24 protein-coding genes are annotated in these 24,446 nt (G+C 71.3%); 8 read left to right on the top strand and 16 right to left on the bottom strand.

From position 1 onward, the window contains the following. Together recO and AC1DV7_RS15830 are read right to left on the bottom strand one after the other, a co-directional pair. Window positions 1-824 (bottom strand): DNA repair protein RecO (recO, locus tag AC1DV7_RS15835; RefSeq protein WP_477598175.1); only part of this gene is annotated, 824 nt, incomplete at its 3' end. Window positions 825-908: 84 nt separating this feature from the next. Beyond that, window positions 909-1,043, bottom strand: coding sequence for a hypothetical protein (locus AC1DV7_RS15830; RefSeq protein ID WP_477598174.1), 135 nt, complete (start codon window positions 1,041-1,043; stop codon window positions 909-911). A 24-nt stretch (window positions 1,044-1,067) separates the two neighbouring features. Here AC1DV7_RS15830 and AC1DV7_RS15825 point away from each other — a divergent pair, with 24 nt between their 5' ends. Beyond that, the gene (locus tag AC1DV7_RS15825; RefSeq protein WP_477598172.1) at window positions 1,068-1,547 is read left to right on the top strand and encodes a diadenosine tetraphosphate hydrolase; all 480 of its coding nucleotides are present in this window, start codon (window positions 1,068-1,070) and stop codon (window positions 1,545-1,547) included. 91 nt (window positions 1,548-1,638) lie between these two features. Continuing rightward, window positions 1,639-2,268, top strand: a complete 630-nt coding sequence (locus AC1DV7_RS15820; protein WP_477598171.1) for an alpha-ketoglutarate-dependent dioxygenase AlkB — start codon at window positions 1,639-1,641, stop codon at window positions 2,266-2,268. Window positions 2,269-2,332: 64 nt separating this feature from the next. Here the strand turns inward: AC1DV7_RS15820 and leuA are convergent, their stop codons facing one another. Further along, window positions 2,333-4,078, bottom strand: coding sequence for a 2-isopropylmalate synthase (gene leuA / locus AC1DV7_RS15815; protein WP_477598169.1), 1,746 nt, complete (start codon window positions 4,076-4,078; stop codon window positions 2,333-2,335). A 269-nt stretch (window positions 4,079-4,347) separates the two neighbouring features. Between leuA and AC1DV7_RS15810 the strand changes: the two genes are divergently transcribed. Continuing rightward, complete coding sequence (locus AC1DV7_RS15810) at window positions 4,348-5,139, top strand: hypothetical protein (protein ID WP_477598167.1); 792 nt, start codon at window positions 4,348-4,350, stop codon at window positions 5,137-5,139. Between the two features lie 50 nt (window positions 5,140-5,189). On the opposite strand, the gene AC1DV7_RS15805 is transcribed toward AC1DV7_RS15810, so the two are convergent. From AC1DV7_RS15805 to AC1DV7_RS15795, 3 genes are read right to left on the bottom strand one after another with little or no spacing between them, the layout of a single operon-like run. Next, on the bottom strand, window positions 5,190-6,209 hold the full coding sequence (locus tag AC1DV7_RS15805) for a 1-aminocyclopropane-1-carboxylate deaminase (RefSeq protein WP_477598165.1): 1,020 nt from the start codon (window positions 6,207-6,209) through the stop codon (window positions 5,190-5,192). A gap of 48 nt (window positions 6,210-6,257) precedes the next feature. Next, window positions 6,258-7,583, bottom strand: a complete 1,326-nt coding sequence (locus tag AC1DV7_RS15800; protein WP_477598163.1) for an MFS transporter — start codon at window positions 7,581-7,583, stop codon at window positions 6,258-6,260. Continuing rightward, entirely contained in the window at window positions 7,580-8,158 is a 579-nt protein-coding gene (locus AC1DV7_RS15795; protein ID WP_477598162.1) for a helix-turn-helix domain-containing protein, read from the bottom strand. The genes AC1DV7_RS15800 and AC1DV7_RS15795 overlap by 4 nt, the downstream gene beginning before the upstream one ends. Window positions 8,159-8,281: 123 nt before the next feature. Here AC1DV7_RS15795 and AC1DV7_RS15790 point away from each other — a divergent pair, with 123 nt between their 5' ends. Both AC1DV7_RS15790 and AC1DV7_RS15785 read left to right on the top strand, forming a co-directional pair. Beyond that, on the top strand, window positions 8,282-9,178 hold the full coding sequence (locus AC1DV7_RS15790; protein WP_477598160.1) for a GNAT family N-acetyltransferase: 897 nt from the start codon (window positions 8,282-8,284) through the stop codon (window positions 9,176-9,178). Window positions 9,179-9,232: 54 nt separating this feature from the next. After that, window positions 9,233-11,203, top strand: coding sequence for an acyl-CoA dehydrogenase family protein (locus AC1DV7_RS15785; RefSeq protein ID WP_477598159.1), 1,971 nt, complete (start codon window positions 9,233-9,235; stop codon window positions 11,201-11,203). A 6-nt stretch (window positions 11,204-11,209) separates the two neighbouring features. On the opposite strand, the gene AC1DV7_RS15780 is transcribed toward AC1DV7_RS15785, so the two are convergent. The 7 genes from AC1DV7_RS15780 to AC1DV7_RS15750 all read right to left on the bottom strand — a co-directional run bounded on the left by AC1DV7_RS15780 (window position 11,210) and on the right by AC1DV7_RS15750 (window position 18,620). Beyond that, entirely contained in the window at window positions 11,210-12,244 is a 1,035-nt protein-coding gene (locus AC1DV7_RS15780) for an aspartate-semialdehyde dehydrogenase (protein WP_477598157.1), read from the bottom strand. A gap of 44 nt (window positions 12,245-12,288) precedes the next feature. Then, the gene (locus AC1DV7_RS15775) at window positions 12,289-14,115 is read right to left on the bottom strand and encodes a BCCT family transporter (protein WP_477598155.1); all 1,827 of its coding nucleotides are present in this window, start codon (window positions 14,113-14,115) and stop codon (window positions 12,289-12,291) included. 286 nt (window positions 14,116-14,401) lie between these two features. After that, window positions 14,402-15,364, bottom strand: coding sequence for a GTPase Era (era, locus tag AC1DV7_RS15770; RefSeq protein ID WP_477598153.1), 963 nt, complete (start codon window positions 15,362-15,364; stop codon window positions 14,402-14,404). Continuing rightward, a complete protein-coding gene (locus AC1DV7_RS15765; RefSeq protein WP_477598151.1) occupies window positions 15,361-16,674 on the bottom strand; it encodes a hemolysin family protein in 1,314 nt (437 codons plus the stop codon). The genes era and AC1DV7_RS15765 overlap by 4 nt, the downstream gene beginning before the upstream one ends. Before the next feature lie 7 nt (window positions 16,675-16,681). Then, window positions 16,682-17,149, bottom strand: coding sequence for an rRNA maturation RNase YbeY (gene ybeY / locus AC1DV7_RS15760; protein WP_477598149.1), 468 nt, complete (start codon window positions 17,147-17,149; stop codon window positions 16,682-16,684). Then, window positions 17,127-18,215 carry a PhoH family protein gene (locus tag AC1DV7_RS15755; protein WP_477598147.1) on the bottom strand — a complete coding sequence of 363 codons (1,089 nt, stop codon included), beginning with the start codon at window positions 18,213-18,215 and terminating at the stop codon, window positions 17,127-17,129. The genes ybeY and AC1DV7_RS15755 overlap by 23 nt, the downstream gene beginning before the upstream one ends. Before the next feature lie 24 nt (window positions 18,216-18,239). Then, entirely contained in the window at window positions 18,240-18,620 is a 381-nt protein-coding gene (locus tag AC1DV7_RS15750) for an HIT domain-containing protein (protein ID WP_477598145.1), read from the bottom strand. A gap of 69 nt (window positions 18,621-18,689) precedes the next feature. On the opposite strand from AC1DV7_RS15750, the gene AC1DV7_RS15745 reads away from it, so the two are divergent. Further along, window positions 18,690-19,238 (top strand): RNA polymerase sigma factor, encoded by a 549-nt coding sequence (locus AC1DV7_RS15745; RefSeq protein WP_477598143.1) that lies wholly within the window; start codon window positions 18,690-18,692, stop codon window positions 19,236-19,238. Beyond that, window positions 19,235-20,386 carry a Gmad2 immunoglobulin-like domain-containing protein gene (locus tag AC1DV7_RS15740; RefSeq protein ID WP_477598142.1) on the top strand — a complete coding sequence of 384 codons (1,152 nt, stop codon included), beginning with the start codon at window positions 19,235-19,237 and terminating at the stop codon, window positions 20,384-20,386. Before AC1DV7_RS15745 ends, AC1DV7_RS15740 begins: the two co-directional genes overlap by 4 nt. Window positions 20,387-20,395: 9 nt before the next feature. Here the strand turns inward: AC1DV7_RS15740 and AC1DV7_RS15735 are convergent, their stop codons facing one another. From AC1DV7_RS15735 to hrcA, 3 genes are read right to left on the bottom strand one after another with little or no spacing between them, the layout of a single operon-like run. Then, the gene (locus AC1DV7_RS15735) at window positions 20,396-21,139 is read right to left on the bottom strand and encodes a 16S rRNA (uracil(1498)-N(3))-methyltransferase (protein WP_477598141.1); all 744 of its coding nucleotides are present in this window, start codon (window positions 21,137-21,139) and stop codon (window positions 20,396-20,398) included. 8 nt (window positions 21,140-21,147) lie between these two features. Continuing rightward, the gene (gene dnaJ, locus AC1DV7_RS15730; RefSeq protein WP_477598139.1) at window positions 21,148-22,272 is read right to left on the bottom strand and encodes a molecular chaperone DnaJ; all 1,125 of its coding nucleotides are present in this window, start codon (window positions 22,270-22,272) and stop codon (window positions 21,148-21,150) included. Between the two features lie 53 nt (window positions 22,273-22,325). Then, window positions 22,326-23,357 (bottom strand): heat-inducible transcriptional repressor HrcA, encoded by a 1,032-nt coding sequence (hrcA, locus tag AC1DV7_RS15725; RefSeq protein WP_477598138.1) that lies wholly within the window; start codon window positions 23,355-23,357, stop codon window positions 22,326-22,328. Between the two features lie 161 nt (window positions 23,358-23,518). Between hrcA and AC1DV7_RS15720 the strand changes: the two genes are divergently transcribed. Beyond that, window positions 23,519-24,397: a DUF3097 domain-containing protein gene (locus AC1DV7_RS15720; protein ID WP_477598136.1), complete on the top strand. Its 879-nt coding sequence runs from the start codon at window positions 23,519-23,521 to the stop codon at window positions 24,395-24,397. Window positions 24,398-24,446 lie beyond the last annotated feature (49 nt).

The raw sequence follows: 24,446 nt of genomic DNA, 5'->3' as shown, positions 1-24,446 counted from the left end.
GCGGGGGACGTCGCGGCGGGCGTCGCGGCCGCCGGGGTCGTGACGGTCGGCGTCGCAGACCACGTCACGCGGGAGTCGAGGGTCTGGGCATCGGGGTCGCGTCGGTCCACGAGGCGCAACGATCGCACACCGCGTTCGAGGTGCCACTGGAGGAAGGCGCTCGCCAGGGTGCTGCCCTCGCGACGGTGCCGCCCCTGCGACGCGTCGGCGACGACCCAGTCGCCGGCGAGCAGAGCGGCCAGCAGCGACAACGTCTCCGGCGCGGGCGCCGCGGAGCCGGGCGGCCGGCATACCGGGCAGACGGTGCCGCCGGCCGCGAGGTTGAAGGCGCGGTGCGGACCCTCGGCGCCGCACCGGGCGCAGTCGTGGAAGCTCGGGGCCCAGCCGGCGATCGCGAGCGCCCGCAGCAGGTAGGCGTCGAGGACCAGCCCGGGGTCGTGCAGCCCCTCGGCCATCGAGCGCAGCGCACCCTGGAGCAGGAGGTACTGCTGGAGGTTGGGCTCGCGCTCCTCGGTGAGGCGGTCGGCTGTCTCGAGCATCGCGGCCGCAGCCGTGTAGGTCGTGTAGTCGCGCGCCAGCACGTCACCCCACGACGCGAGGCACTCGGCCTGGGTCACGGTGTCGAGCGAGCGCCCCTCGTAGCACTGGACGTCGACCATCATCGCCGGCTCGAGCCTCGCCCCGAACCTGCTCTTGGTGCGGCGCACCCCCTTGCCGACCACGCGGACCTTCCCGAGACCCCGCGTGAGCAGCGTGACGATGCGATCGGCCTCACCCAGCTTCTGGGTGCGCAGGACGATGCCTTCGTCGCGGTACAGGGGCATGCCCCCATTGTCGCAAGCCCCGCCCAGATTGCGGGTATGCCGTGCCGCAGGTCAGCCCCCAGCCCCAGCCCCAGCCCCAGCCCCTCAGCCGCTCAGCCCCAGCCCGAAGAACACCAGGGCCAAGACGACCAGGATGACGACGACCGCGGCCAGCCCGGCCCAGAGTCCGCATGCCAGGCCGCGGGCAAGCTGCTCGTCCCCGGGACGCGGCTCGGTCATGGGACGACGGTAGCGTCTCGCGCCATGAGCGACTGGAAGACGGACCGGGTCGGCGCAGCGCTGCGTGGTGAGAACCCCTCGGTGCTCACCCGCATGAGCGCCGGGTTCGCCTGTATCGGGGACGTGCAGTTCATCCCGGGCTACTGCGTCCTGATCAGCGACACCCCTGGCGTCGACCGGCTCACCGACCTCCCCCGGGCGCGCCGGCTGGAGTTCCTCGACGACCTGGAGCGGCTCGGCGAGGCCGTGCAGATCGTCTGCGAGCGCCGCGACGCGCAGTTCCGCCGCGTCAACCTCGAGATCCTGGGCAACACCGATGCCTTCCTGCACGGCCACGTCTGGCCCCGCTACGAGTGGGAGGGCGACCTCGCCCCGCGCCCCGTGTGGATGCATCCGACCGAGCGCTGGAGCGACCCGGATCCGCAGACGGTGCTCGGCCCGCAGCACGACGGGATGCGCACCGAGCTGACCGCCGAGCTGGCCCGGCTCCGTTCCGGGAACTGACCGGGGACGCGGGCCCTGGGTGTGGTCCGTGGCCGGCCACGGACCACCGAAACACTAGAACACGTGTTCGAATGTGGGGTATGGTCGTGCCATGGCCACGGCATTCCAGGGGTCCCTGCTCGACATCGCCGACGAGATCGCCCTGCGGCCCCTGCCGCCCGGGCTGAGCCGCACCGAGCTGAGCCGCGGGGCGTGGGTCGACTACCGACCGGGCTGGCTCGCCGGCGCCGACACCCTCTTCGAGTCGCTTCACCACGAGGTGTCGTGGCACGCCGAGCGCCGAGAGATGTACGAGCGCATGGTCGACGTCCCACGCCTGCTCAAGTTCTACGACGAGGGCGAAGCGCTCCCCCACCCGGTCCTCACCCAGGCCCGTGACGCCCTGTCCCAGTGGTATGCCGCGGAGCTGGGTGAGCCGTTCGTGACCGCCGGGATGTGCCTCTACCGCGACGGCCGGGACTCCGTCGCGTGGCACGGCGACCGGATCGGCCGCGCCAAGGACCTCGACACCATGGTCGCGATCCTGTCGATCGGCTCCGCACGCACGCTGGCGCTGCGCCCGCGGGGCGGTGGCGAGTCGCGGGGATTCTCGCTCGGCCACGGCGACCTCGTCGTCATGGGGGGCTCGTGCCAGCGCACGTGGGACCACGCCATTCCCAAGACCAGCAAGCCGGTCGGCCCGCGCATCTCGATCCAGTTCCGCCCCCGCGGCGTCCGCTGACCCGCCGATCCCACGGCACGCGCCTACCGAGCCGGTCCGCCGGCGCCACGCGACATACCTCAGCTCAGGCGAGCGGGGGCATCCGCTCGGCGCGGTTGACCGCCGACAGCACCGCGGTGAGCGAGGCCTTGACGATCGAGGAGTGAAGGCCGACGCCCCAGAGCACCCGGTCACCGACGGCGCACTCGACGTACGCGGCGGCCTTCGCGTCGCCACCGGCCGACAGCGCGTGCTCGGCGTAGTCGAGGACACGGACGTCGACTCCCAGCGTCGACATGGCGTCGATGAAGGCGGCGATGGGTCCGTTGCCGGTGCCCTCGACGGTGACCTCCACGCCACGGTCGAGCATCGTCGCGCTGATCTTGTCGACGCCTCCCTGCTCGCTGAGCAACGAGTGGCTGATCGGGGTGAACCGGCCCCACGAGTTGACGCCACCGTCGACGGCGGGGAGGTACTCGTCCTGGAAGATCTCCCACAGCTGCGCCGCGCTCACCTCGCCGCCCTCGCTGTCGGTCTTGGCCTGGACGACGCCACTGAACTCGATCTGGAGCCGGCGCGGCAGGTCGAGCTGGTGCTCGGCCTTGAGCAGGTAGGCCACACCGCCCTTGCCGGACTGGCTGTTGACCCGGACGACCGCCTCGTAGGACCGGCCGACGTCGTGCGGGTCGATCGGCAGGTAGGGCACGCCCCAGACCAGCTCGTTGATGGTCTTGCCGGAGGCCTTGACCTGGCGGTCCATGTCCTCGAAGCCCTTCTTGATCGCGTCCTGGTGCGACCCCGAGAACGCGGTGAAGACCAGGTCGCCGCCCCACGGGTGGCGCTCACCGACGGGCAGCTGGTTGCAGTGCTCGACCGTACGGCGGATCTCGTCGAGGTCGGAGAAGTCGATCTGCGGGTCGATCCCCTGCGAGAACAGGTTCATGCCCAACGTCACCAGGTCGACGTTGCCGGTGCGTTCCCCGTTGCCGAACAGGCAGCCCTCGATCCGGTCGGCGCCGGCCAGGTAGCCCAGCTCGGCCGCCGCCACGCCGGTCCCCCGGTCGTTGTGCGGGTGCAGCGAGACCACGATGGAGTCGCGTCGCTCGAGGTGGCGGATCATCCACTCGATCGAGTCCGCGTAGACGTTGGGCGTCGCCATCTCGACGGTCGCGGGCAGGTTGATGATCATCTTGTGGTCGGGCGTCGGGTCGATGACGTCGGCCACCTCGTTGCAGATCCGCACCGCGAAGTCCAGCTCGGTGCCTGTGTAGGACTCCGGGCTGTACTCGTAGTAGACGGTCGTGTCGGGGATGGTCTCCTCGAGCTTGCGACACAGCCGGGCCGCCTGGAGGGCGATGTCGACGATGCCGTCCTGGTCGAGCCCGAACACCACGCGCCGCTGCAGGATCGACGTCGAGTTGTAGAAGTGCACGATCGCCTGCTTGGCCCCGCGGATGGAGTCGAAGGTCCGCTCGACGAGGTGGTCCCGACACTGCGTGAGCACCTGGATCGTCACGTCGTCGGGGATCATGTCGTCCTCGATGAGCATCCGCACGAAGTCGTAGTCGGTCTGGCTCGCGCTCGGGAAGCCGACCTCGATCTCCTTGTAGCCCATCCGGACGAGCAGCTCGAACATGCGCTTCTTGCGGTCCGGGCTCATCGGGTCGATGAGCGCCTGGTTGCCGTCGCGCAGGTCGACGGCGCACCACCGGGGCGCGTGGTCGATGACCCGCGTGGGCCAGGTGCGGTCGGGCAGGTCGAACGGGATCTGGTCCTTGAAGGGCACGTACTTCGTGACCGGCATACCCGACGGCTGCTGGGGGTGGATCATGGTGTCTCGCCTCACGATTCGCTGCAGTTGGCTGTACTCAGGGTCTCAGCCGGCAACACGAACTCCGCGACGAGGGGCGGCTGATCGGTCAGGCCCCGCCGCGGCGGCGAAGGAGGAGGCGTGTGGAACGCACGGTCAGAGGGTATGCCGGGTGGCGGGCACCCGTCCATCGTGCGACCCCCGTCGCCCACCATCCGGACGCCAGGGATGAGTGCCTGAGACGTGCCCATGGAACCGTCTCAGGCACTCGACCTCGATAGGTTGCGGCCATGATGATCAGACCGGACGTCCTCGTCGCCATCCGGGATGGGCGCGTCGACCTGGCCTTCCGCCGCTGGGACCGACCGCGCGTGGTGGTCGGCACCCGCCTGCGCACCCGGGTGGGGCTGCTCGAGGTCACCTCGGTCGAGAGGGTCGCGGCCACGCGGATCACCGCGGACGAGGCCCGCCGCGCCGGCGCGGGCTCGCTCGCCGACCTGCGTCGGATGCTCGACGCCAAGGCCGACCGGCCCGTGTGGCGGGTGGGCCTGCGCCATGCAGGCGCCGACCCCCGGGAGCAGCTGCGGGCCACCCTCCTCGACCCCGACGAGACAGGCCGGATCCGTGAGCGCCTCGACCGGCTCGACCGCGCCTCCACCATCGGTCCGTGGACCCGGGCGACGCTGGCGATCATCGACCGCTCACCGACGGTCCGGGCCCCCGAGCTGGCCGCCGAGCTGGGGCGCGACACCCCGAGCTTCAAGCGCGACGTGCGCAAGCTCAAGGAGCTCGGGCTCACCGAGTCGCTCGACATCGGCTACCGGCTGTCGCCGCGCGGGGTCGCCGTCGTCGACGCCGAGGCGGGTGCACCGCGCGCCGACAGGCAGGCACTCCCGGCCGGCACTCCCATACCCCGCATCGGCGCCCCGGCGACCCGAGCCCTGCGCGCTATCGGCGTGGTGACGCTGGAGCAGGTGCGTGACCTCGGCGAGCCCGAGCTGCTCGCGATCCACGGCGTCGGACCCGTCGCCGTGCGGTTCCTGCGGGAAGCGCTCGAGGACCGCGGCTGGTCGTTCGCCTGATCGAGTCGTCTGCCTGACACCTGTCCATGGCTCGTGTCAGGCACTCGACCTCAGTCGAAGATGCCCGAGTACGCGTTGAGCGCCGGCTGCCCGCCGAGGTGGGCGTACAGCACGGTGGAGTCCGCAGGGATCTCTCCCGTGGTCACGAGGTCGAGCAGCCCGGCCATCGACTTCCCCTCGTACACGGGGTCGATGATCATCCCCTCGAGCCTCCCGCTGAGCCGGATCGCGTCCACGGTCGACTCCACGGGGATGCCGTAGAGGTCGCCGGCCCAGCCCTCGAGCACCGTCACCTCGTCGGCGCGCAGTGGCCGCCCGAGCTCGATGAGGTCGGCCGTGTGCTGCGCGATGCGCCGCACCTGGTCGCGGGTCTTGTCGATGGTGGCGGAGGCGTCGATGCCGAGCACGCGCCGCGGCCTCCCACCGGCGTCCTCGAGTGCGGCGAAGCCGGCGACCATGCCCGCGTGGGTCGAGCCGGTGACGGTGCAGACGACGATCGTGTCGAAGAAGACCCCGAGCGACCGCTCCTGCTCCGCGACCTCATAGGCCCAGCCCGCGAAGCCCAGCCCGCCGAGTGGGTGCTCCGAGGCCCCTGCCGGTATGCCGTAGGGCTTGCCCCCAGCCTCCTCCACCTCGCGGAGGGCGTCCTCCCACGACGTGCGGATACCGATGTCGAACCCGTGCGGGTCGAGCCGCGCATCGGCGCCCATGATCCGCGACAAGAGGATGTTGCCGACCTTGTCGTTGACCGGGTCGTCCCAGTCCACCCACTTCTCCTGGACCAGCCGGCACCGGAGGCCCAGGTGGGCTGCGACGGCCGCGACCTGGCGGGTGTGGTTCGACTGGTACCCGCCGATGGACACGAGGGTGTCGGCGCCCTGCGCCAGCACGTCGGGGACGATGTACTCCAGCTTGCGGGTCTTGTTGCCACCAAAGGCCAGACCGCTGTTGCAGTCCTCACGCTTGGCCCAGACCTGCGCGCCGCCCAGGTGGGCGGACAGCCGCGCCAGCGGGTGGACGGGGCTGGGGCCGAACGTGAGCGGGTAGCGCTCGAAGTCGTGGATGGACATCTGTCTCCTTGCGCTGCCGCGAGGCTCGCGCGGGTCTGCCGCGGTGTCTCAGGCCGGGTCTGTGGCGGTGGCTGAGGCCGAGTCTCCACCCGTGCTGTGGACGGCGTCGAGCCCCTCGATCGTGCGCGTCGCATACACGGGCGACCAGAGCAGGAACAGCACTGACAGCGACCCACCGACGGCGGCGACGACCATGGTCGGGGCCAGTCCGATCCAGCCCCCGAGCAGACCGCCGACCACCGCCCCGACCGGCCGGATGCCGTAGTTCACCGTCGAGAACGCCCCGCTGACCCTGCTGCGGACGCCGTCGGGGGTCACGGCGGTCATCAGGGCGTTGAGCGGGATGTCGAGGCACATGACGCCGACGCTCGAGACGAACTCGACCAGCGCCAGCACGCCCGCGCTCGACCACGTGGCCCCGCCAGCCAGCGGCAGGAGAGCGAATGGGGCGGAGAACAGGACGGCTCCGAGGGCGATGGTGCGCCCGACCCCGATCCCTCGGGTCAGGGGGCCGGCGAGCGCGGTGCCGAGCAGCCCGCCCGTGGCCCCGATGCCCAGGGCGAGGCCGATCACCCCGGCGGCCAGGCCCAGCTCGCGACTGGCATACAGGATGAGCAGCGCCCCCGCCATGAGGTTGAACAGGTTGATGGTGCTGGCACAGGCGAGGGACGCGCGCAGGTAGCGGTCCCGCAGGACGAGGGACATCCCGTCTCGCGCACGCCGGAGCAGTCCCGGCTGGTCGGTGCTGTCGACCGGGAGGTCGTCGACGCGGACCTTGCCGATCATCAGCGCAGAGACCGCGAAGGTGACGGCATCGACCAGCATGGCGACCGGTGCGGTCACGGCCTGGATCAGTCCACCGGCCACAGCTGGTCCGGCCACGAACGACGCCGACCTGGTGCCGCTGAGCAGGCTGTTCGCCTCGACGTACTGGTCGCGGCGGACCAGTCCGACGAAGAAGCTCGGGTAGGACGTCTGGTAGAGCACCTGCCCGGCCCCGGCCAGCAGGGCGACCGCGAACAGCTGGGCCAGGCTGATGGCCCCGAACAGGTGGGCGACGGGCAGGCTCAGCAGGACGACGCAGCGCAGCAGGTCGGCGACGATGAGCAGCCGGCGCTTGCGCACCTGGTGGTCGACCCACGTCCCGACGAACAGGGACAGCAGGTTCGGGGCCCACACGGCGGCCGTCAGCAGGCCCACCGTCGATGCCCCGGCGTGCAGGGCGGTGACCGCGATCAGGGGCAGCGCCAGCTCCGTGATCCGGTCGCCGAACTGGGAGATGCCCTGACCAGCCCAGTAGGTCGCGAAGCGACGGTCCCGCCACAGCGGCTGCCTCGTGGTCGTCGCGGTCGATCTCGTCTCCGAGTCGCTCACGAGGTCAGATCCGCCTCGGGCAGGACGTAGCGCAGCATCCGGACGTTGCGGGCGCCCGGGACGCTGACGCGGTTGCTCTTGCGCAGCACGTAGGGCGCCAGCACCGCCTCGATGGCCGCCTCGACCTCACCCAACTCGTCGGCGGTCGCCACTAACGTCGTGTTGGACAGACCGGCCGAGCGACGCCAGTCGACCTCGAGCAGCGGCCCGACCTCGCTCGCCCACTGTCGGGGCAGGTGCTCGGCCTGGTCGAACATCACCCGCTCCAGCAGAGCCGCCGCGTCCCGCCCAGCGTCGTCGGGCGTCGCCACGTACCGGAACCCGCGCCCGACCGCCTCCCACCACCGCTGACGGCCGTCGGACTCCACGTCGGCGTCCTGCACCAGGCCGTGCTCCGCGAGGTGCCGCAGGTGCCAGCTCGTGACGGAGGGCGTCGCACCGACCTGGGGCGCCAGGGCCGTGGCCGTGCTCGGCCCGTCGACCTGCAGCCGGCTGAGGATCGCGAGGCGCACCGGGTGGGCCAGCGCCCGCATGCCGCGGGGCGTGAGCTCGACATCTCCGTAGGGGTTGGTCACGGTGCACCACCAGATGTGAGAGAACTGTTTCGAGAGAACTGTCTCACAATAACTGAGCCCGGGCCATCCCCAGTTCCGGAAACTCGGGCGACAGCCCCGCACCCCGTCCGGCATCCTCGGCTCGTGGCTCTCCCAGACGGCTTCGACGCCCGCCCGCTCGTCCCTACCGACGCCCAGGCAGTCTGCGACGTCGTCGCAGCCGCAGAGAGGGTCGACGCCGGAGAGGCCGCGATCGAGGTCGAGGACATCCAGGGCGACTGGGCCCGGGGCAGCTTCGACCTCGCCACCGAGAGCATCGGAGTGTGGGACGGCGACCGCCTCGCCGCGTCCGGCGAGGTCTTCAAGGGCCGACGCGCCGACGCCTCGGTGCACCCGGACTACCGCGGACGCGGCATCGGCACGTGGCTGGCCGACTGGCTCGAGGCCTGCGCCCGGACGCGAGGCTCCGCGCTCGTCGGTCAGACGGTTCCGGGCGGCAGCGGCGCGGAGGCCTTCTTCGAAGCGCGCGGCTACCGGGTCGGGTGGACGTCGTGGGTCCTGCAGCTGCCCGAGGGCGCGGCCATCGAGCCGCAGCCACTGCCCGACGGCTACACGCTGCGCGAGTTCGCCGGTCCCGCCGACGGGCCGGTCGCCTTCCAGCTCATCGAGGACGCCTTCAACGAATGGCCGGACCGTGACCCGTCGAGCTACGACGACTGGGCGCCACGAGGACCGCTGCGGCCGGGGTTCGAGCCGTGGCAGATCCGGTTCGTCGTCGACCCGCAGGGCACCGAGGTCGGTGTCTGCTACACGATCCTCGCGGCCGACACCGGCTACGTCGACGCCATCGCCGTACGCCGGGACCAGCGCGGCCTGGGCCTGGCCCGGGCCCTGCTCGTGGACGCCTTCGAGCGAGCCCGCGGGCACGGTGCGACCGTCAGCGAGCTGTCGACCGACTCGCGGACGGGGGCCCTCGGGCTCTACGAGCACGTCGGCATGGTCGTCACCCAGACCTGGCGGCAGTGGATGACCGACCTCTGAGCGCGGTGGTCGACCCGCCTACCCGGGGGTAGCGTGAGGTCAGGAGGCGATCACATGAGCAGTGACGTCGAGCAGGACCGCCCGGCCCCGAACGCCGCCGAGCCGGAGCCGGTGGTGCACGCCAGCGAACGCGAGTCGCGCGCCGTCGCCGAGGCGGCACGCCAGACCGACTGGGAGCGCCCCAGCTTCGCGAAGGGCCTCTACCTCGGTCACTTCGACCTCGACCTGGTCCACCCGCACCCCCGCGCCACCGCCGAGGACGAGGCGCGCGGCGACGAGTTCCTCGCCAGGCTGCGTGAGGTCTGCGCCGACATCGACGGAGCACAGATCGAGCGCGACGCGCTGATCCCGGACGAGGTGCTGGCCCGGCTCGCCGCCATCGGCGCCTTCGGCATGAAGATCCCGCGCGAGTACGGCGGCCTCGGCCTGACCATGTCGTCGTACGGCAATGCGCTCATGCTCGTCGGGTCGGCCCACCCCAGCCTCGGCGCGCTCCTCTCGGCCCACCAGTCCATCGGCGTCCCCGAGCCGGTCAAGCTCGTCGGCACGGCCGAGCAGAAGCAGGCCTTCCTCCCCCGGTGTGCCGCCGGGGCCATCTCGGCCTTCCTCCTGACCGAGCCCGACGTCGGCTCGGACCCGGCCCGCATGGGCAGCACCGCGACCCCCACCGAGGACGGCACGGCATACCTCCTCGACGGGGTGAAGCTGTGGACCACCAACGGCGTCGTCGCAGAGCTGCTCGTCGTGATGGCCCGGGTGCCCGCGCGCGACGGGCAGCGGGGCGGCATCACCGCGTTCGTGGTCGAGGGCACCGCCGAGGGCATCACGGTCGAGCGGCGCAACTCGTTCATGGGGCTCAAGGGGATCGAGAACGGCCTGACCCGGTTCCACCAGGTGCGCGTGCCGGTCGAGAACCGGCTCGGCAAGGAGGGCGACGGCCTCAAGATCGCGCTCACCACCCTCAACTCAGGACGGCTGTCGATCCCGGCGATGTGCGCCGCCGCGGGCAAGTGGGCCCTCAAGATCTCGCGCGAGTGGTCGGCCGAGCGGGTGCAGTGGGGGCGTCCGGTCGGCGAGCACGGAGCCGTGGCCGAGAAGATCGCCTTCATCGCCGCGACGACGTATGGCCTGGAGTCGGTGCTCGAGCTGTCCGCCCAGCTGGCCGACGCCGGCAGCAAGGACATCCGGATCGAGGCAGCGCTGGCCAAGCTCTGGGCCTCCGAGATGGCGTGGAAGATCGCCGACGAGCTGGTTCAGGTCCGGGGCGGGCGAGGCTACGAGACCGCTGAGTCGCTCCGAGCCCGTGGCGAACGCGCCGTGCCTGCCGAGCAGATGATGCGCGACCTGCGGATCAACCGGATCTTCGAGGGCTCCACCGAGATCATGCACCTGCTGATCGCGCGGGAGGCCGTCGACGCCCACCTCAAGGCCGCGGGGGCGCTCGCCGACAAGGACGCAACCCTCGAGGACAAGGCGCGGGCTGCCGCGGGCGCGAGCGGGTTCTATGCCAAGTGGTTGCCGCAGCTCGTCGTCGGCAAGGGTGCCGCACCGACCTCGTATGCCGAGTTCGGCCCCTTGGCCACCCACCTGCGGTTCGTGGAGCGGTCCAGTCGCAAGCTCGCCCGGCAGACGTTCTACGGGATGTCGCGCTGGCAGGCGAGGCTGGAGTACCGCCAGGCCTTCCTCGGCCGGGTCGTCGACATCGGCGCCGAGCTGTTCGCGATCGCGGCGGCCTGCAGCCGGGCCGAGATGCTGCGCAGCGACGACGAGGTCAGGGGGCGCTCGGCCCAGCAGCTGGCCGACGTGTTCTGCCAACAGAGCAGGCTGCGCGTCGAGGCGCTGTTCACGGACCTGTGGAGCAACACCGACGACGCGGACGGGCGACTGGCCAAGGGGGTGCTGGCCGGGGACTACACCTGGCTCGAGGACGGCGTCATCGACCAGAGCGAGGGCACCGGCCCGTGGATCGCGCAGTGGTCACCCGGCCCGAGTGCGGACGAGTCGGTCTGGCGCGCCGTCCGCTGACCCAGCTCAGCGGCGCTTGAGCAGCTCTTCGGCGATCTGGACGGCGTTGAGGGCCGCGCCCTTGCGCAGGTTGTCTCCCACCACGAAGAGCACCAAGCCCTTGCCCGCCGGTGCAGCCTGGTCGGCGCGGACCCGGCCGACGTAGACGTCGTCGCGCCCGGCCGCCTCGAGCGGGTTGGGCACGTCGGCGATCACGACACCCGGCGCCTTGGCCAGCAGCTCGAGGGCGCGCTCCGGCGTGATGTCGTCCGCGAACTCGGCGTGGATGGCCAGCGAGTGACCGGTGAAGACGGGCACGCGCACGCAGGTGCCCGACACCAGCAGCTCCGGGATGTGCAGGATCTTGCGGGACTCGTTGCGGAGCTTCTGCTCCTCGTCGGTCTCGAGCGACCCGTCGTCGACGATCGACCCGGCGAGCGGGATGACGTTGAAGCCGACCGGGACGGCGTAGACGTTCGGCGCCGGGACCTCCACCGCGCGCCCGTCGAGGGCGAGGTCGGCAGGCGCGCCCGCGGCATACCCACCGCGCAGCTGGCCGTCGAGCTCCTGGACGCCCTTGCCACCGGAGCCGGACACGGCCTGGTAGGACGCGACCGTCAGCCGGACGAGGCCGGCCTCGTCGTGCAGCGGCTTGAGGACCGGCATGGCGGCCATGGTGGTGCAGTTGGGGTTGGCGACGATCCCCTTGGGGATGGTGTCGAGGTCGTCGGCGTTGACCTCGCTCACGACCAGCGGCACCTCGGGGTCCTTGCGCCACGCGGAGGAGTTGTCGACGACGATGGCGCCGGCGGCGGCGACCTTGGGGGCGAGCTCCTTGGAGGCCGCTCCCCCGTTGGAGAACAACGCGATGTCGATGCCCGAGAAGTCAGCGGTCGCCGAGTCCTCGACCGTGACCTCGCCGCCGGCCCACGGCAGCGTCGTGCCGGCAGAGCGCGCCGACGCGAAGAAGCGGATCTCGTCGACCGGGAAGGCCCGCTCGGCGAGGAGTGCACGCATGACCGAGCCGACCTGCCCGGTGGCCCCGAAGACACCAATTCTCATGGGACCAAGGATAGGTCGGCCCGGTCGTGCACCGGTTCAGCGGCTCACGATGTGGCAGAACCTGCGCGCTCGAAGGCAGCATCGTGACCCTCGTCGGCGACGGTGCCGTTGGCCGAGGTGGTCGTCACCGGGGTGGTCGTCACCAGATCGCCGACGCCCTCGCCGGGCGCGGACTCCTCGAAGGTGAGCGTGAAGTCGTCGCCGTGCTCGGTCACGCCGGCCACGACGGCCTGCTCGACGGCTGCGACGGCATACGCACGACGCACGATGAGCGGGTCGCTGCTCAGGTCCTTGACCAGGGCGATGGCCAGGCCGACCATCACCACCAGGAACGGCAGGGCGGCGACGATGGTGATGTTCTGCAGCCCTGACAGGGCGTCCTCACCACCGACGAGGAGCATGACCGCGGCGACGGCACCGGTGGCCGCACCCCAGAAGATGACCGTCTTGCGGCTCGGTGCCAGCGTCCCCCGCTCGGACAACGTGCCCATGACGATCGAGGCCGCATCGGCGCCCGACACGAAGAAGATCGCGACCAGGAGCATGACGATCACGGACGTGATGGTCGACAGCGGCATCTGCGCGAGGAGCCCGAACAGCGACGCCTCGGCGCTGGCCGACCCCGCGAGGTCGGTGCCTCCGCGCTGCACGTCGATGCCGGCCCCGCCGAAGATCGCGAACCACACGAGCGACACCGCGCTGGGTACGAGCAGGACACCCGTGACGAACTGCCGGATGGTGCGACCACGCGAGATGCGGGCGATGAACATGCCGACGAACGGGGTCCAGCTGACCCACCAGGCCCAGTAGAAGATCGTCCAGCCGGACAGCCACTCCTTCATCGCGTCCCCACCGGCGGCGTCGGTGCGGGCGGACATCATGGCGAGGTCCTGGAAGTACGAGCCCACGGCGGTCGGCACGAGGTTGAGGATGAACACGGTCGGGCCCACGACGAACACGAACACCGCGAGCACGAGGGCCAGCACCATGTTGACGTTGGACAGCCACTGGATGCCCTTGGCGACGCCGGACACCGCCGACAGGATGAAGCAGACGGTGAGCACGGCGATGATGGCGACGAGCACCATGTTGCCGGTCTTGCCCAGTCCGCCGACGATCTCGAGGCCGGAGCCGATCTGCAGGGCACCGAGGCCGAGCGAGGCCGCCGAGCCGAACAGCGTCGCGAAGATCGCGAGCATGTCGATGACGCGCCCCGCGGGTCCGGCGGCGCGCTTGTCGCCGAGCAGCGGCGCGAACGCCGAGCTGATGAGCAGCGAGCGGCCCTTGCGGAACACGCCGTAGGCCACGGCGAGGCCGACCACCGCGTAGATCGCCCAGGGGTGCAGCGTCCAGTGGAACAAGGTGGTGGCCATGGCGTTCTGCACGGCCTCGGGGTTGCCCGCCTCACCGGTGCCGGGCGGCGGGGTGACGAAGTGCGACAGCGGCTCGGAGACGCCGTAGAACATCAGGCCGATGCCCATGCCCGCCGAGAACATCATGGCGATCCAGGAGACGGTCTTGAACTCCGGCTCCTCGTCGTCCCGGCCCAGCGGGATGCGGCCGAACTTGCCGGCAGCCAGCCAGATGACGAAGAGCACGCAGCCCGACGCCACGAGAGAGAACAGCCAGCCCATGTTGTGCACGACCCAGCCGAGCCCGGTGGTCGAGGCGGAGCTGAGCGTGCTCGTGCTGAGGAATCCCCACAGCACGAAGCCGACCGCGATGGCTGCCGTGACACCGAACACGATGGTGTCGACCTTCTGCGGCTCCTCGGCGGGGTGCTCCTCGATCACGGGGTCGAGGGCGGGGTGGATCGTGTCGTGGAGGTGGTCAAGGGCCTCGTGTTCGCCCGCCGCCTCAGCAGGGGCCACCGGGCCGGTGTGTCGGAGATCAGTAGTCACAGGGTTGGTGGCGCGTGCGGCGCCGCTCCTTCGGGTTCTCGTCAGTTGCGTATCGCGGGGTCCGGGTCGATGGTCGGTCTGGACCGACGACCCACCCTGCCGAGAGACGCCCGAGACGCCAAATCCGCTCTGGGTGCGGAGGCGGGCGCGGTGCACAGATTCGTTGTGCCCCAACGGTTCCCGTGTATGCAGTGACGCTCACCACAGTGAGTGCACCGACGCCGCACAGGCGCGTGGCAGGCGCTGCTCCGAGTGGTCAGAAGCCGAGGCGCTGGAGCTGCTTGGGGTCGCGCTGCCAGTCCTTGGCGATCTTGACGTGCAGGTCGAGGTAGACCTTCTGACCCAGCAGCTTCTCGATGCCGGCCCGGGCGTTGGTGCCGACCTCACGCAGTCGTGACCCACCGCGGCCGATGATGATGGCCTTCTGGGAGGAGCGCTCGACGAACACGTTGACGCGCACGTCCAGCAGTGGCTTGCCGGCGGGCCGGCCCTCGCGCTGGACCATCTCCTCGACGACGACGGCCAGCGAGTGCGGCAGCTCGTCGCGGACCCCCTCGAGGGCTGCCTCGCGGACGAGCTCGGCGATCATCACCAGGTGCGGCTCGTCGGTCAGCACGTCCTCCGGGTACAGCGGCCCGGGCGACGAGGGCAGGTAGGACGCCAGCACACCGGCGAGCTCCTCGACCTGCGACCCGTTGACGGCCGACACGGGGACGATCGCGGCCCAGTCCCCCAGCTGGTCGATGGCGATGAGGTGCTCGGCGAGCCGCTGGCGGTCGACCAGGTCGGTCTTCGTGGCGATCGCGACGACCGGCCGGCGCTTGGACTGCTGGATCTCCTTGAGCTCCCGGGCGATGAACGCGTCGCCGGGGCCGATCCGCTGGTCGGCGGGCAGGCAGAAGCCGATCACGTCGACCTCGAGCAGGGTCTCGCGCACGACGTCGTTGAGGCGTTCGCCCAGCAGGGTGCGCGGCTTGTGCAGTCCTGGGGTGTCGACGAGCACCAGCTGCGAGGCCTCGGTGCTCACGATGCCCCGGATCGTGTGTCGGGTCGTCTGCGGTTTCGACGAGGTGATGGCGACCTTCTGGCCGACCAGCGCGTTGGTCAGCGTCGACTTGCCCGCGTTGGGGCGCCCGACCAGGCAGGCGAACCCGGCGACGTACCCGGCAGGCGGCGGCCCGGCATACCCCTCGGCGCCCTCGGAACCACTCGCGGTCATGACACTTCCTCTCGCTGGGGCTCCACGCTAGTCTCCGCCGGCTCGTCGGCGGCGACGGGCTCGGGCACCCGCTCGACGATGACCGACGCGATCCGGTGGCGACGACCGGCCATCCGCTCTGCGGTGAGGACGAGCCCGGCCACCTCGCACCGTGAGCCCACGATCGGCACGCGCCCGATGTGCTTGCCGATGAGGCCACCGACCGTGTCGACCTCGTCCTCGTCGATCTCGACGTCGAACAGGTCGGCGAGGTCGTCGATGTCCATGGTCGCGGGCACGCGGGTGCGTCCGTCGCCGAGCTCCTCGACGCCCGGGGCCTCGCGGTCGTACTCGTCCGCGATCTCGCCGACGATCTCCTCGATGATGTCCTCGATCGTGACAAGGCCGGCGGTGCCGCCGTACTCGTCGACGACGACCGCGAAGTGGCTCTGGTCGCGCTGCATCTCGCGCAGCAGGTCGTCGACCGGCTTGCTCTCGGGGACGAAGTGCATCGGCCGCATCTGGGCGGTGACGGGCAGGCCCCCGGCGTCGTGGTCGGCGTTGACCCGGCGCGCGACGTCCTTGAAGTAGAGCAGCCCCAGGATGTCGTCGGACCCGTCGCCGACCACGGGGATGCGCGAGAAGCCGGACCGCAGGAACAGGGACATCGCCGAGCGCAGCGTCTTGTCGCGGTCGATGCTCACCATGTCGGTGCGCGGGACCATGACCTCACGGGCGATGGTGTCACCGAGCTCGAAGACGGAGTGGATCATCTCGCGCTCCTCGTCCTCGATCACCGCGCTCTCACCGGCGAGGTCGACCAGGTCGCGCAGCTCGGACTCGCTCTGGAACGGCCCGTCGCGGTAGCCCCTCCCCGGCGTCACGGCGTTGCCAAGGGCCACGAGGACCCGCGCGACGGGACCCAGCACCCGGCGCAGCCAGACGATGAACGGCGAGGCGACCAGCGCGACCTTGTCGGAGTGCTGGCGGCCCAGGGTGCGGGGCGAGACACCGACGATGACGAACGACACCAGCGCCATGACGCCGATGGCGATGAGCAGCGGCTTCCAGAAGCCGTCGACGAGGTCGACGGCCCCGAGCGTGATGAGCACGGCGGTCGTGGCCTCGGCCACGATCCGCAGGAACGCCGTCACCGAGAGGTATGCCGCGCTGTCGCCCACGATCGTGACCAGCGCCGAGGCGCCGGGTCGCCGCTCGTCGAGGAGTTCCTGCGCGCGGACACGGGACATCCGCCAGATCGCGGCCTCCGCGAGGGCAAGGAGGAAGGCGATGAGGATGCTGACGATCGCCGCCAGGATGAGCGTGGTCATCGGGTCCTCAGGTGGTGGTGCGTCCGCGGCCCGCGAGGAAGGTCAGGAGCAGCTGGCGCTGCAGCTCGAACATCTCACGTTCCTCGTCCGGCTCGGCGTGGTCGTAGCCGAGCAGGTGCAGGATGCCGTGGGTGGTGAGCAGCAACAGCTCCTCCTCGATGGCGTGTCCGGCCTCGGCGGCCTGCTTGGCGGCCACGGACGGGCACAGCACGATGTCGCCGAGGACGCCCTCCTCGGGCTCCTCGCCGTCGCGGCCGGGCCGCAGCTCGTCCATCGGGAAGCTCATGACGTCGGTCGGACCCGGCAGGTCCATCCACTGCACGTGGAGGACCTCCATCGCGGCCTCGTCGACGAGGCGCAGGCACAGGTCGGCACCGGGGTGCACCCTCATCTCCTGCATGACGTACTTGCTCAGGGCCATCAGCTCGAGCTCGTCGAGCCGGTGGTCGGTCTCATTGAGAACGTCGACGCTCACGCTGTCCCCGCCCTTCCGAGCCCGGGGTGTGCGGCCGTGACGGCTGGCCGTTCGACTGCTGGTCGTCCCACTTGCCGTAGGCGTCGACGATGGCACCGACGAGGCGGTGCCGGACGACGTCCTGCGGGGTGAGGATCGAGAAGTGGATGTCCTCGACGTCGACCAGGATGTCGCGGACCACGCGCAGGCCCGACCGGGTGCCCTCCGGCAGGTCCACCTGGGTCACGTCACCGGTGACGACCATCTTGGAGCCGAAGCCGAGTCGCGTGAGGAACATCTTCATCTGCTCGGGCGAGGTGTTCTGCGCCTCGTCGAGGATGATGAACGCGTCGTTCAACGAGCGGCCACGCATGTAGGCCAGCGGTGCGACCTCGATGGTGCCGGCGGCCATGAGCCGCGGGATCGACTCGGGGTCGACCATGTCGTGCAGCGCGTCGTAGAGCGGCCGCAGGTAGGGGTCGATCTTGTCGTTGAGCGTGCCGGGCAGGAAGCCGAGCCGCTCGCCGGCCTCGACCGCGGGGCGGGTGAGGATGATCCGGTTGACCTGCTTGGCCTGCAGTGCCGCGACCGCCTTGGCCATCGCGAGGTAGGTCTTGCCGGTGCCCGCAGGGCCGATGCCGAAGACGATGGTGTGCTGGTCGATCGCGTCGACGTAGTGCTTCTGGTTGAGCGTCTTGGGCCGGATCGTGCGACCGCGGTTGCTCACGATGTTCATCGTCAGGACGTCGGCGGGGCGCTCGGTGGTCTGGGCCCGCAGCATGCTGATCGAGCGCTCGACCGCGTCACGGTTGAGCGGCTGGCCCCCCTCGATCACGAGCAGCAGCTCGTCGATGGTGCGCTCGGCGAGGGCCACGTCGGCGCTCGGGCCGGACAGGTGGAACTCGTTTCCCCGCACGTGGATCTGCAGCTGGGGGAAGGCCCGCTCCATGGTGCGCAGGAGCTCGTCGCGCGGCCCCAGCAGCGTCACCATCTGCACCTCGGGCGGGATCACGACGGTGTGCGTGGGTGTGGGACGAGCGCCGTCAGGCGCGCCCCCCAGCGTGGTCTGATGATCGGCGTCAGGCATGGTCCGTCCAGTCTACGGTGCCGCTCAGCCGGGCGGCCACGTCATGGCCCGCCCACCGAGGACGTGGACGTGGGCGTGGAACACGCTCTGCTGGGCGTCGGCCCCCGTGTTGAACACGCTGCGATAGCCGCCGGCGTCGACTCCCTCGGCCTGCGCCACCGCCGCGACGGCCGCCATGAGGGGGGCCACCTCGCCCGGCGCTTCCCGGGCCAGCGTCCCCACGTCGGGGACGTGGCGACGGGGGATCACCAGCACGTGGGTCGGCGCCTGGGGGTCCAGGTCGCGGAACGCCACCGTGTGCTCGTCCTCGTGGACCAGGGTCGCCGGGACCTGTCCTGCGGCGATCCTGCAGAAGAGGCACGCGGGATCGGTCGGGATGCCGTCCGAGGTGGTCTGGTCAGCCATGCGATGACAGTACCGGCGCGTCAACCTTCAGACGGAGCTGTGCGTCAGTGGGGCGTGAGACTGTTGAGCGTGGCAGAGCGAGACCGTGGTGGCAGCGCCCCTCCGGCCGCCGATGTCGCCATCGCGGAGCTGTATGCCGCGCACTGGACCGGCTTGGTCCGGCTCGCCTGGCTGCTGCTGCGGGACGACCAGGGCGCCGAGGAGGTCGTCCAGGACGCCTTCATCGCCGTGCACCGGCACTGGGACACCCTGCGCAGCGAGGCCAGCGCCGCCGCCTACCTGCGCCGCGCCGTGGTCAACGGGGCCCGCTCCGGGCTCCGGCACCGCGGCGTCGAGCAGCGCTACGTCGCCCGCGAGCAGGGCGAGCCCACGGCATACGGCCGTCGCACCGAGGTCAGCGCCGAGGACCGGGCGCTCGACTCCGAGGCGACCAGCTCGATGATCACGGCCCTCGGACGCCTTCCCCAACGCCAGAGAGAAGTCCTGACCATGCGCTACTACCTCGACCTCAGCGAGGCCGAGATCGCCGACGCCCTCGGCATCTCGGCCGGCTCGGTCAAGGCCCACGCCCACCGGGGCCTCGCAGCCCTGCGCGACCGGATGGAGGCGGCATCGTGAACGAGCGCAACCAGCCCGAGTTCCTGGACCCGCACTTCGAGCCCGGCGAGTTCGACCGGGTCGAGCGCGAGCTGCGCCAGGTGCTGACCCGCGAAGCCGCGCGCTTCACGCCCAGCGACCGGCTCGACGACATCCTCCACGAGGCGCGGGCCGCCGGACCGGCGCGCGACCAGTCACCCCGACGCTGGCTCGTCCCCGTCGCCGCTGCGGCCACCGTGGCCGTCATCGGTGGCGGCGTCTGGGCCGCCACCCAGGGCGACTCGCCGGACCCCACGCCTCCAGCCGGCACGTCCACCCCGAGCGTCACGCCGCCCGACTCCCCCACCGTCCCGCAGACGTCCGGCCCCGGCCCCTCCGCCACGGCCACCGACCTGCCGACGACGGCAGGCACGACCGCGGTGTCGCTGCCGGTCTACTTCGTCGGCCCGATCGGCGACGACAAGCCGACCTACAAGCTGTTCCGCGAGTTCGTGGGCGCCCAGCTGCCCACCGGGGCAAGCCCCGAGGAGCGCGCCAAGGCGGCCCTCGTCACCGCGGTCAACGCCCAGCCGTGGAGCAACACCGCGGGCTACCTGCAGCCCTGGTCCGGCCAGACGATCGGTGCGGTGTCGGTGACCTCGGCGTCGATCACGGTCGACCTCGCCAACGCCGGCAACCCGCAGGCGGCCGTGACGGCCGAGATCCAGCGCCTCGCCGTGCAGGAGCTCGTGTGGACGGCCCAGGCCGCCGCCCAGTCGAGCGTCCCGGTGCGGTTCACCGTCCACGGTCAGGCCAAGCCGCTCTTCGGGTCGGTCGCCACGGACAAGGGCCTCACCCGGCCGCCGTCGGACCGCCTCTACGAGGACGCGGCGCCGATCTGGATCACCGCCCCCAGCCGCGACCAGGTGCTGCCCGCCGGCAWGGCCGTGACCATCACGGGTCAGGCGATCGTCTTCGAGGCCAACGTCAGCTGGCAGCTCAAGCGCGGCACCACCCAGGTCAAGGCCGGCAACGCGATGGCCTCGGTCGGGGCTCCGATGCAGGGCACCTACACGGTCGACCTCGGGGTGCTCTCCCCCGGCGACTACACGATCCGCGTGTTCGAGATGAGCATGCAGGACGGCGACAAGGTCGCCGCCGAGGTCAGCACGACCTTCACCGTGAAGTAGCCGTCAGCGTCAGCGCCAGCGACCGGCCGCGCTCAGCACCGCCAGCGCGGCCGGCCCGGCGCTCGACGAGCGGAGCACCGTGTCACCGAGCCGCACGGTCACGGCCCCGGCGGCCTCGAAGGCCGCGACCTCCTCGGGGGTGATCCCACCCTCGGGACCGACGACGACGAGCACGTCGCCCGCGTCCGGCAACGCTTGCGCGGCCAGGCTCGCCCTGGCGTCCTCGTGCAGGACGTATGCCGCTGCGGCGCCGCCGATGCGGGCGGCGAGGTCCTTGGTCGTGGCGAGCCCCGCGACGACGGGGGTGCGCGACCTGCGCGACTGCTTGGTCGCCGACAGCACGGTCGACTCCCACTTGCGCCGGGCCTTGTCGCCACGCTCGCCGCGCCACTGGACGATGCTGCGGGCCGCCTGCCAGGGCACGACCTCGTCGACCCCGAACTCCGTGGCCGCCTCGATCGCCTGGTCGTCGCGGTCACCCTTGGCGAGCGCCTGGACGAGGACGAAGCGCGGCTGCGGCTCGGCGTCGCGACGTACACCGACGACCCGGAGGGCGAGCTCTGCCTTGCCTGCGCCCACCACGTCGCACGTGACGCGCAGCCCTGCGCCGTCGGCGAGCATCACCTGCTCCCCTGCCGCGATCCGGCGGACGGTTGCCGCGTGGCGTCCCTCCGCCCCGTCGAGCGTGACCGACGCCCCCTCGGCCACGCCGTCGAGCAGCGCCGGGTCGACGAGGAACAGCGGCAGCGTCATGTGGCGGGCTACTTGGCCTTGAAGGCGTCGCGCAGCTTGCCGAACAGGCCCTGACCGGCGGGCGCGAGGCGGCCCTCGGGTCGCTCCTCGCCACGCAGGGATGCAAGCTGGCGGAGCAGGTCCTCCTGCTGGTCGTCGAGCCGCGTCGGGGTCTGCACGTTGGCGTGCACGATGAGGTCGCCGCGCCCGGTGCCGCGCAGGTGGGTGACGCCGAGGCCACGCAGGGTCATCGCGTCGCCGGCCTGGGTGCCGCGCTTGACCTCGAGCTCGTGCGACCCGTCGAAGGTGTCGAGCTTGAGCGTGCTGCCCAGGGCCGCCGCCGTCATGGGCAGCTCGACGGTGCAGTGCAGGTCGTCGCCGCGCCGCTGGAAGGTCGCGTGCTGCCGGACGTTGACCTCGACGTACAGGTCGCCGGCGGGCCCGCCACCCTGGCCGACCTCGCCCTCGCCGCCGAGCTGGATCCGCGTGCCGGTGTCCACCCCGGCCGGGACCTTGATCTTGATCGTGCGACGGGTGCGGACCCGGCCGTCGCCGGAGCACTCGAAGCAGGGGCTCACGAGCACCTCGCCGAAGCCCTGGCAGGTCATGCACGGGCGGGTCGTCATGACCTGCCCGAGGAACGAGCGCTGCACCTGCTGAATCTCGCCCCGGCCGCCGCAGACGTCGCAGGTGCGGCGACCCGAGCCGGGCTGCGCGCCGTCGCCGTGACACGTGGAGCACAGCACCGCCGTCTCGATGGTGAGCTCCTTCTCGGCACCGAACACCGCGTCGGCGAGGTCGATGTCGAGTCGCACCAGCGCGTCCTGGCCGCGGCGCTGGCGCGAGCGCGGACCCCGCTGGGCCTGGCCGGCGCCCGCGCCGAAGAACGCGTCCATGATGTCGCTGAACGAGAAGCCCTGGCCGAAGCCGGCAGCCGCGCCCGCGTAGGGGTCGGCGCCCATGTCGTAGGAGCGCCGCTTCTCGGCGTCCGAGAGCACGTCGTAGGCCTGCGAGACCTTCTTGAACTGCTCCTCGGCCTCGGGGCTGGGGTTGACGTCCGGGTGGAGGGTGCGGGCCTTCTTGCGGTAGGCGCGCTTGATCTCCTCAGCCGTCGCGTCCCGCGAGACGCCGAGGTCCTGGTAGTAGTCGTTCAACGGAAGTCCTTGGTGTCAGAGCTGACGGTCGGTGGAGCGGAGTCGGGTGCGCGTCATTGCGCGAGGATCCGGGAGACGTAGGTCGCCACGGCCCGCACCGACGCCATCGTGGTGGGGTAGTCCATGCGGGTGGGGCCGAGCACGCCGAGACCGGCGACGAGGTCGGCGCCGGTGCCGTACTCGGTCGAGACCACAGAGGTCGACTGCAACCCCGCGAAGGGGTTCTCGTGGCCGATGCGGACGGAGACGGCATCGGAGGTCTCGCGCGACGTGCCGAGCAGCTTGAGCAGCACCACGTGCTGCTCAAGGGCCTCGAGCACCGGGCCGATGGTGAGCGGGAAGTCGGTGCCGACCCGGGTGAGGTTGGAGGTGCCGGCGAGGACGACCCGCTCCTCACGCTCCTCGACGAGGGCGTCGTCGAGCGACCTCACCACGGAGCGCACGAGGTCGCGGTCTGAGGGGTCGAACTCCTCCGGCAGCGACTCGAGGCTCGCGGCGGCGTCGACCAGGCGTCGGCCCACGGCCGTGGCGTTGACCTTGGCGCGGACCAGCCCGAGCAGGGCCTCGCCGTCCGAGCTGGTGAGGTCGTGGCCGGTCTCGATGACCCGCTGCTCGACCCGGCCGGTGTTGACGATGAGCACGACCATGAGCCGGCTCGCGCCCATCGGCACGAACTCGATGTGGCGCACCGACGAGCGGGTCAGCGAGGGGTACTGCATCACGGCGACCTGCCGGGTGAGCGAGGCCAGCAGCCTGACCGTGCGGTCGACGACGTCGTCGAGGTCGACGGCGCCCTCGAGGAACTGCGAGATCGCCGCGCGCTCGGCAGCCGACATCGGCTTGACCGAGCTCAACCGGTCGACGAACAGGCGGTAGCCGGCGTCGGTGGGGACGCGCCCCGCGCTGGTGTGGGGGGCCGCGATCAGCCCCTCCTCCTCCAGCGCCGCCATGTCGTTGCGGACGGTGGCGGCCGAGACGCCGAGCTGGTGGCGCTCGAGCAGGGACTTGGAGCCCACGGGCTCGGAGGTCTCGACGTAGTCCTGGACGATCGCGCGCAACACCGCGAGCCGACGTTCCTCGCTCACTGTCTCCTCCTGTCCGCTCGACCCGATGCCACGGCTCCGGGCCGTTGGCACTCACGTTCTACGAGTGCCAAGTCTATGTCGTTCCCCCGGCAGGCCCGAATCCTCCACGAGGTCGCGCGAGCCTGCGCGGGAGCGGCGACCACGCGGCATACCCTCTCGTGGTGCCCGACCGCTATGGCTCCGACGTCCTCTCCGGCGACTGGAAGGTGCCCCCGCGCGGGCGCTCCCGCGACGTGGAGGCCGAGACCGGGCTGGTCGTCGAGGACGTCGACACGGGCTGGTGCGGTGCGGTCGTGCGGGTCGAGAAGGCCGGCGGCATGCACGTCGTCCACCTCGAGGACCGGCGGGGTCGCACCAGGGGCTTCCCCCTCGGCCCCGGCTTCCTGCTCGACGGGGCCCCGGTGGTCCTGACTCCCCCGAAGGCCGCCGCCCGGGCGGAGCTCGCAGCCGCGCGCGCGACGGCGTCACGGACCGCCTCCGGATCACGGGCCGTCGAGGGCGTGCGCGCCCGGGTGGCCAGCGGATCGCGGATCTTCGTCGAGGGCCGCCACGACGCCGAGCTCGTCGAGAAGGTCTGGGGCGACGACCTGCGCGTCGAGGGCGTGGTCGTCGAGATGCTCGACGGCGTCGACGACCTCGCCGCGGCGATCCGGGACTTCGCACCGGGTCCGGGGCGGCGGATGGGGGTGCTCGTGGACCACCTCGTGCCGGGCACCAAGGAGCACCGGGTCGTCGAGGAGGCCCGCCGCGTCAAGCCGTATGCCGCGCACGTCCGGATCCTGGGGCACCCGTACGTCGACGTGTGGCAGAGCGTGCGGCCCGAGCGCCTCGGGCTCCCGGCCTGGCCGGTCATCCCCCGCGGCCAGTCGTGGAAGGACGGCATCTGCGCCCACCTCGGGTGGCCGCACGCCAGCCAGGCCGACACCGCCCGGGCGTGGAAGCAGATCCTGGGGACCGTCCGCAGCTATGCCGACCTCGAGCCGACCCTGCTCGCGAGCGTCGAGGAGCTCATCGACTTCGTGACCGAGCCGGGCCACTAGGCCGGGCTCGGCCCACGGCGGTGCGCCTGGCCCACGACGGTTCGTGGGC

Source organism: Pedococcus sp. P2_E4 (assembly GCF_056403935.1).
The sequence above is the reverse complement of the archived record's forward strand: the minus strand, read 5'-3'. Positions and strand labels throughout refer to the sequence as shown.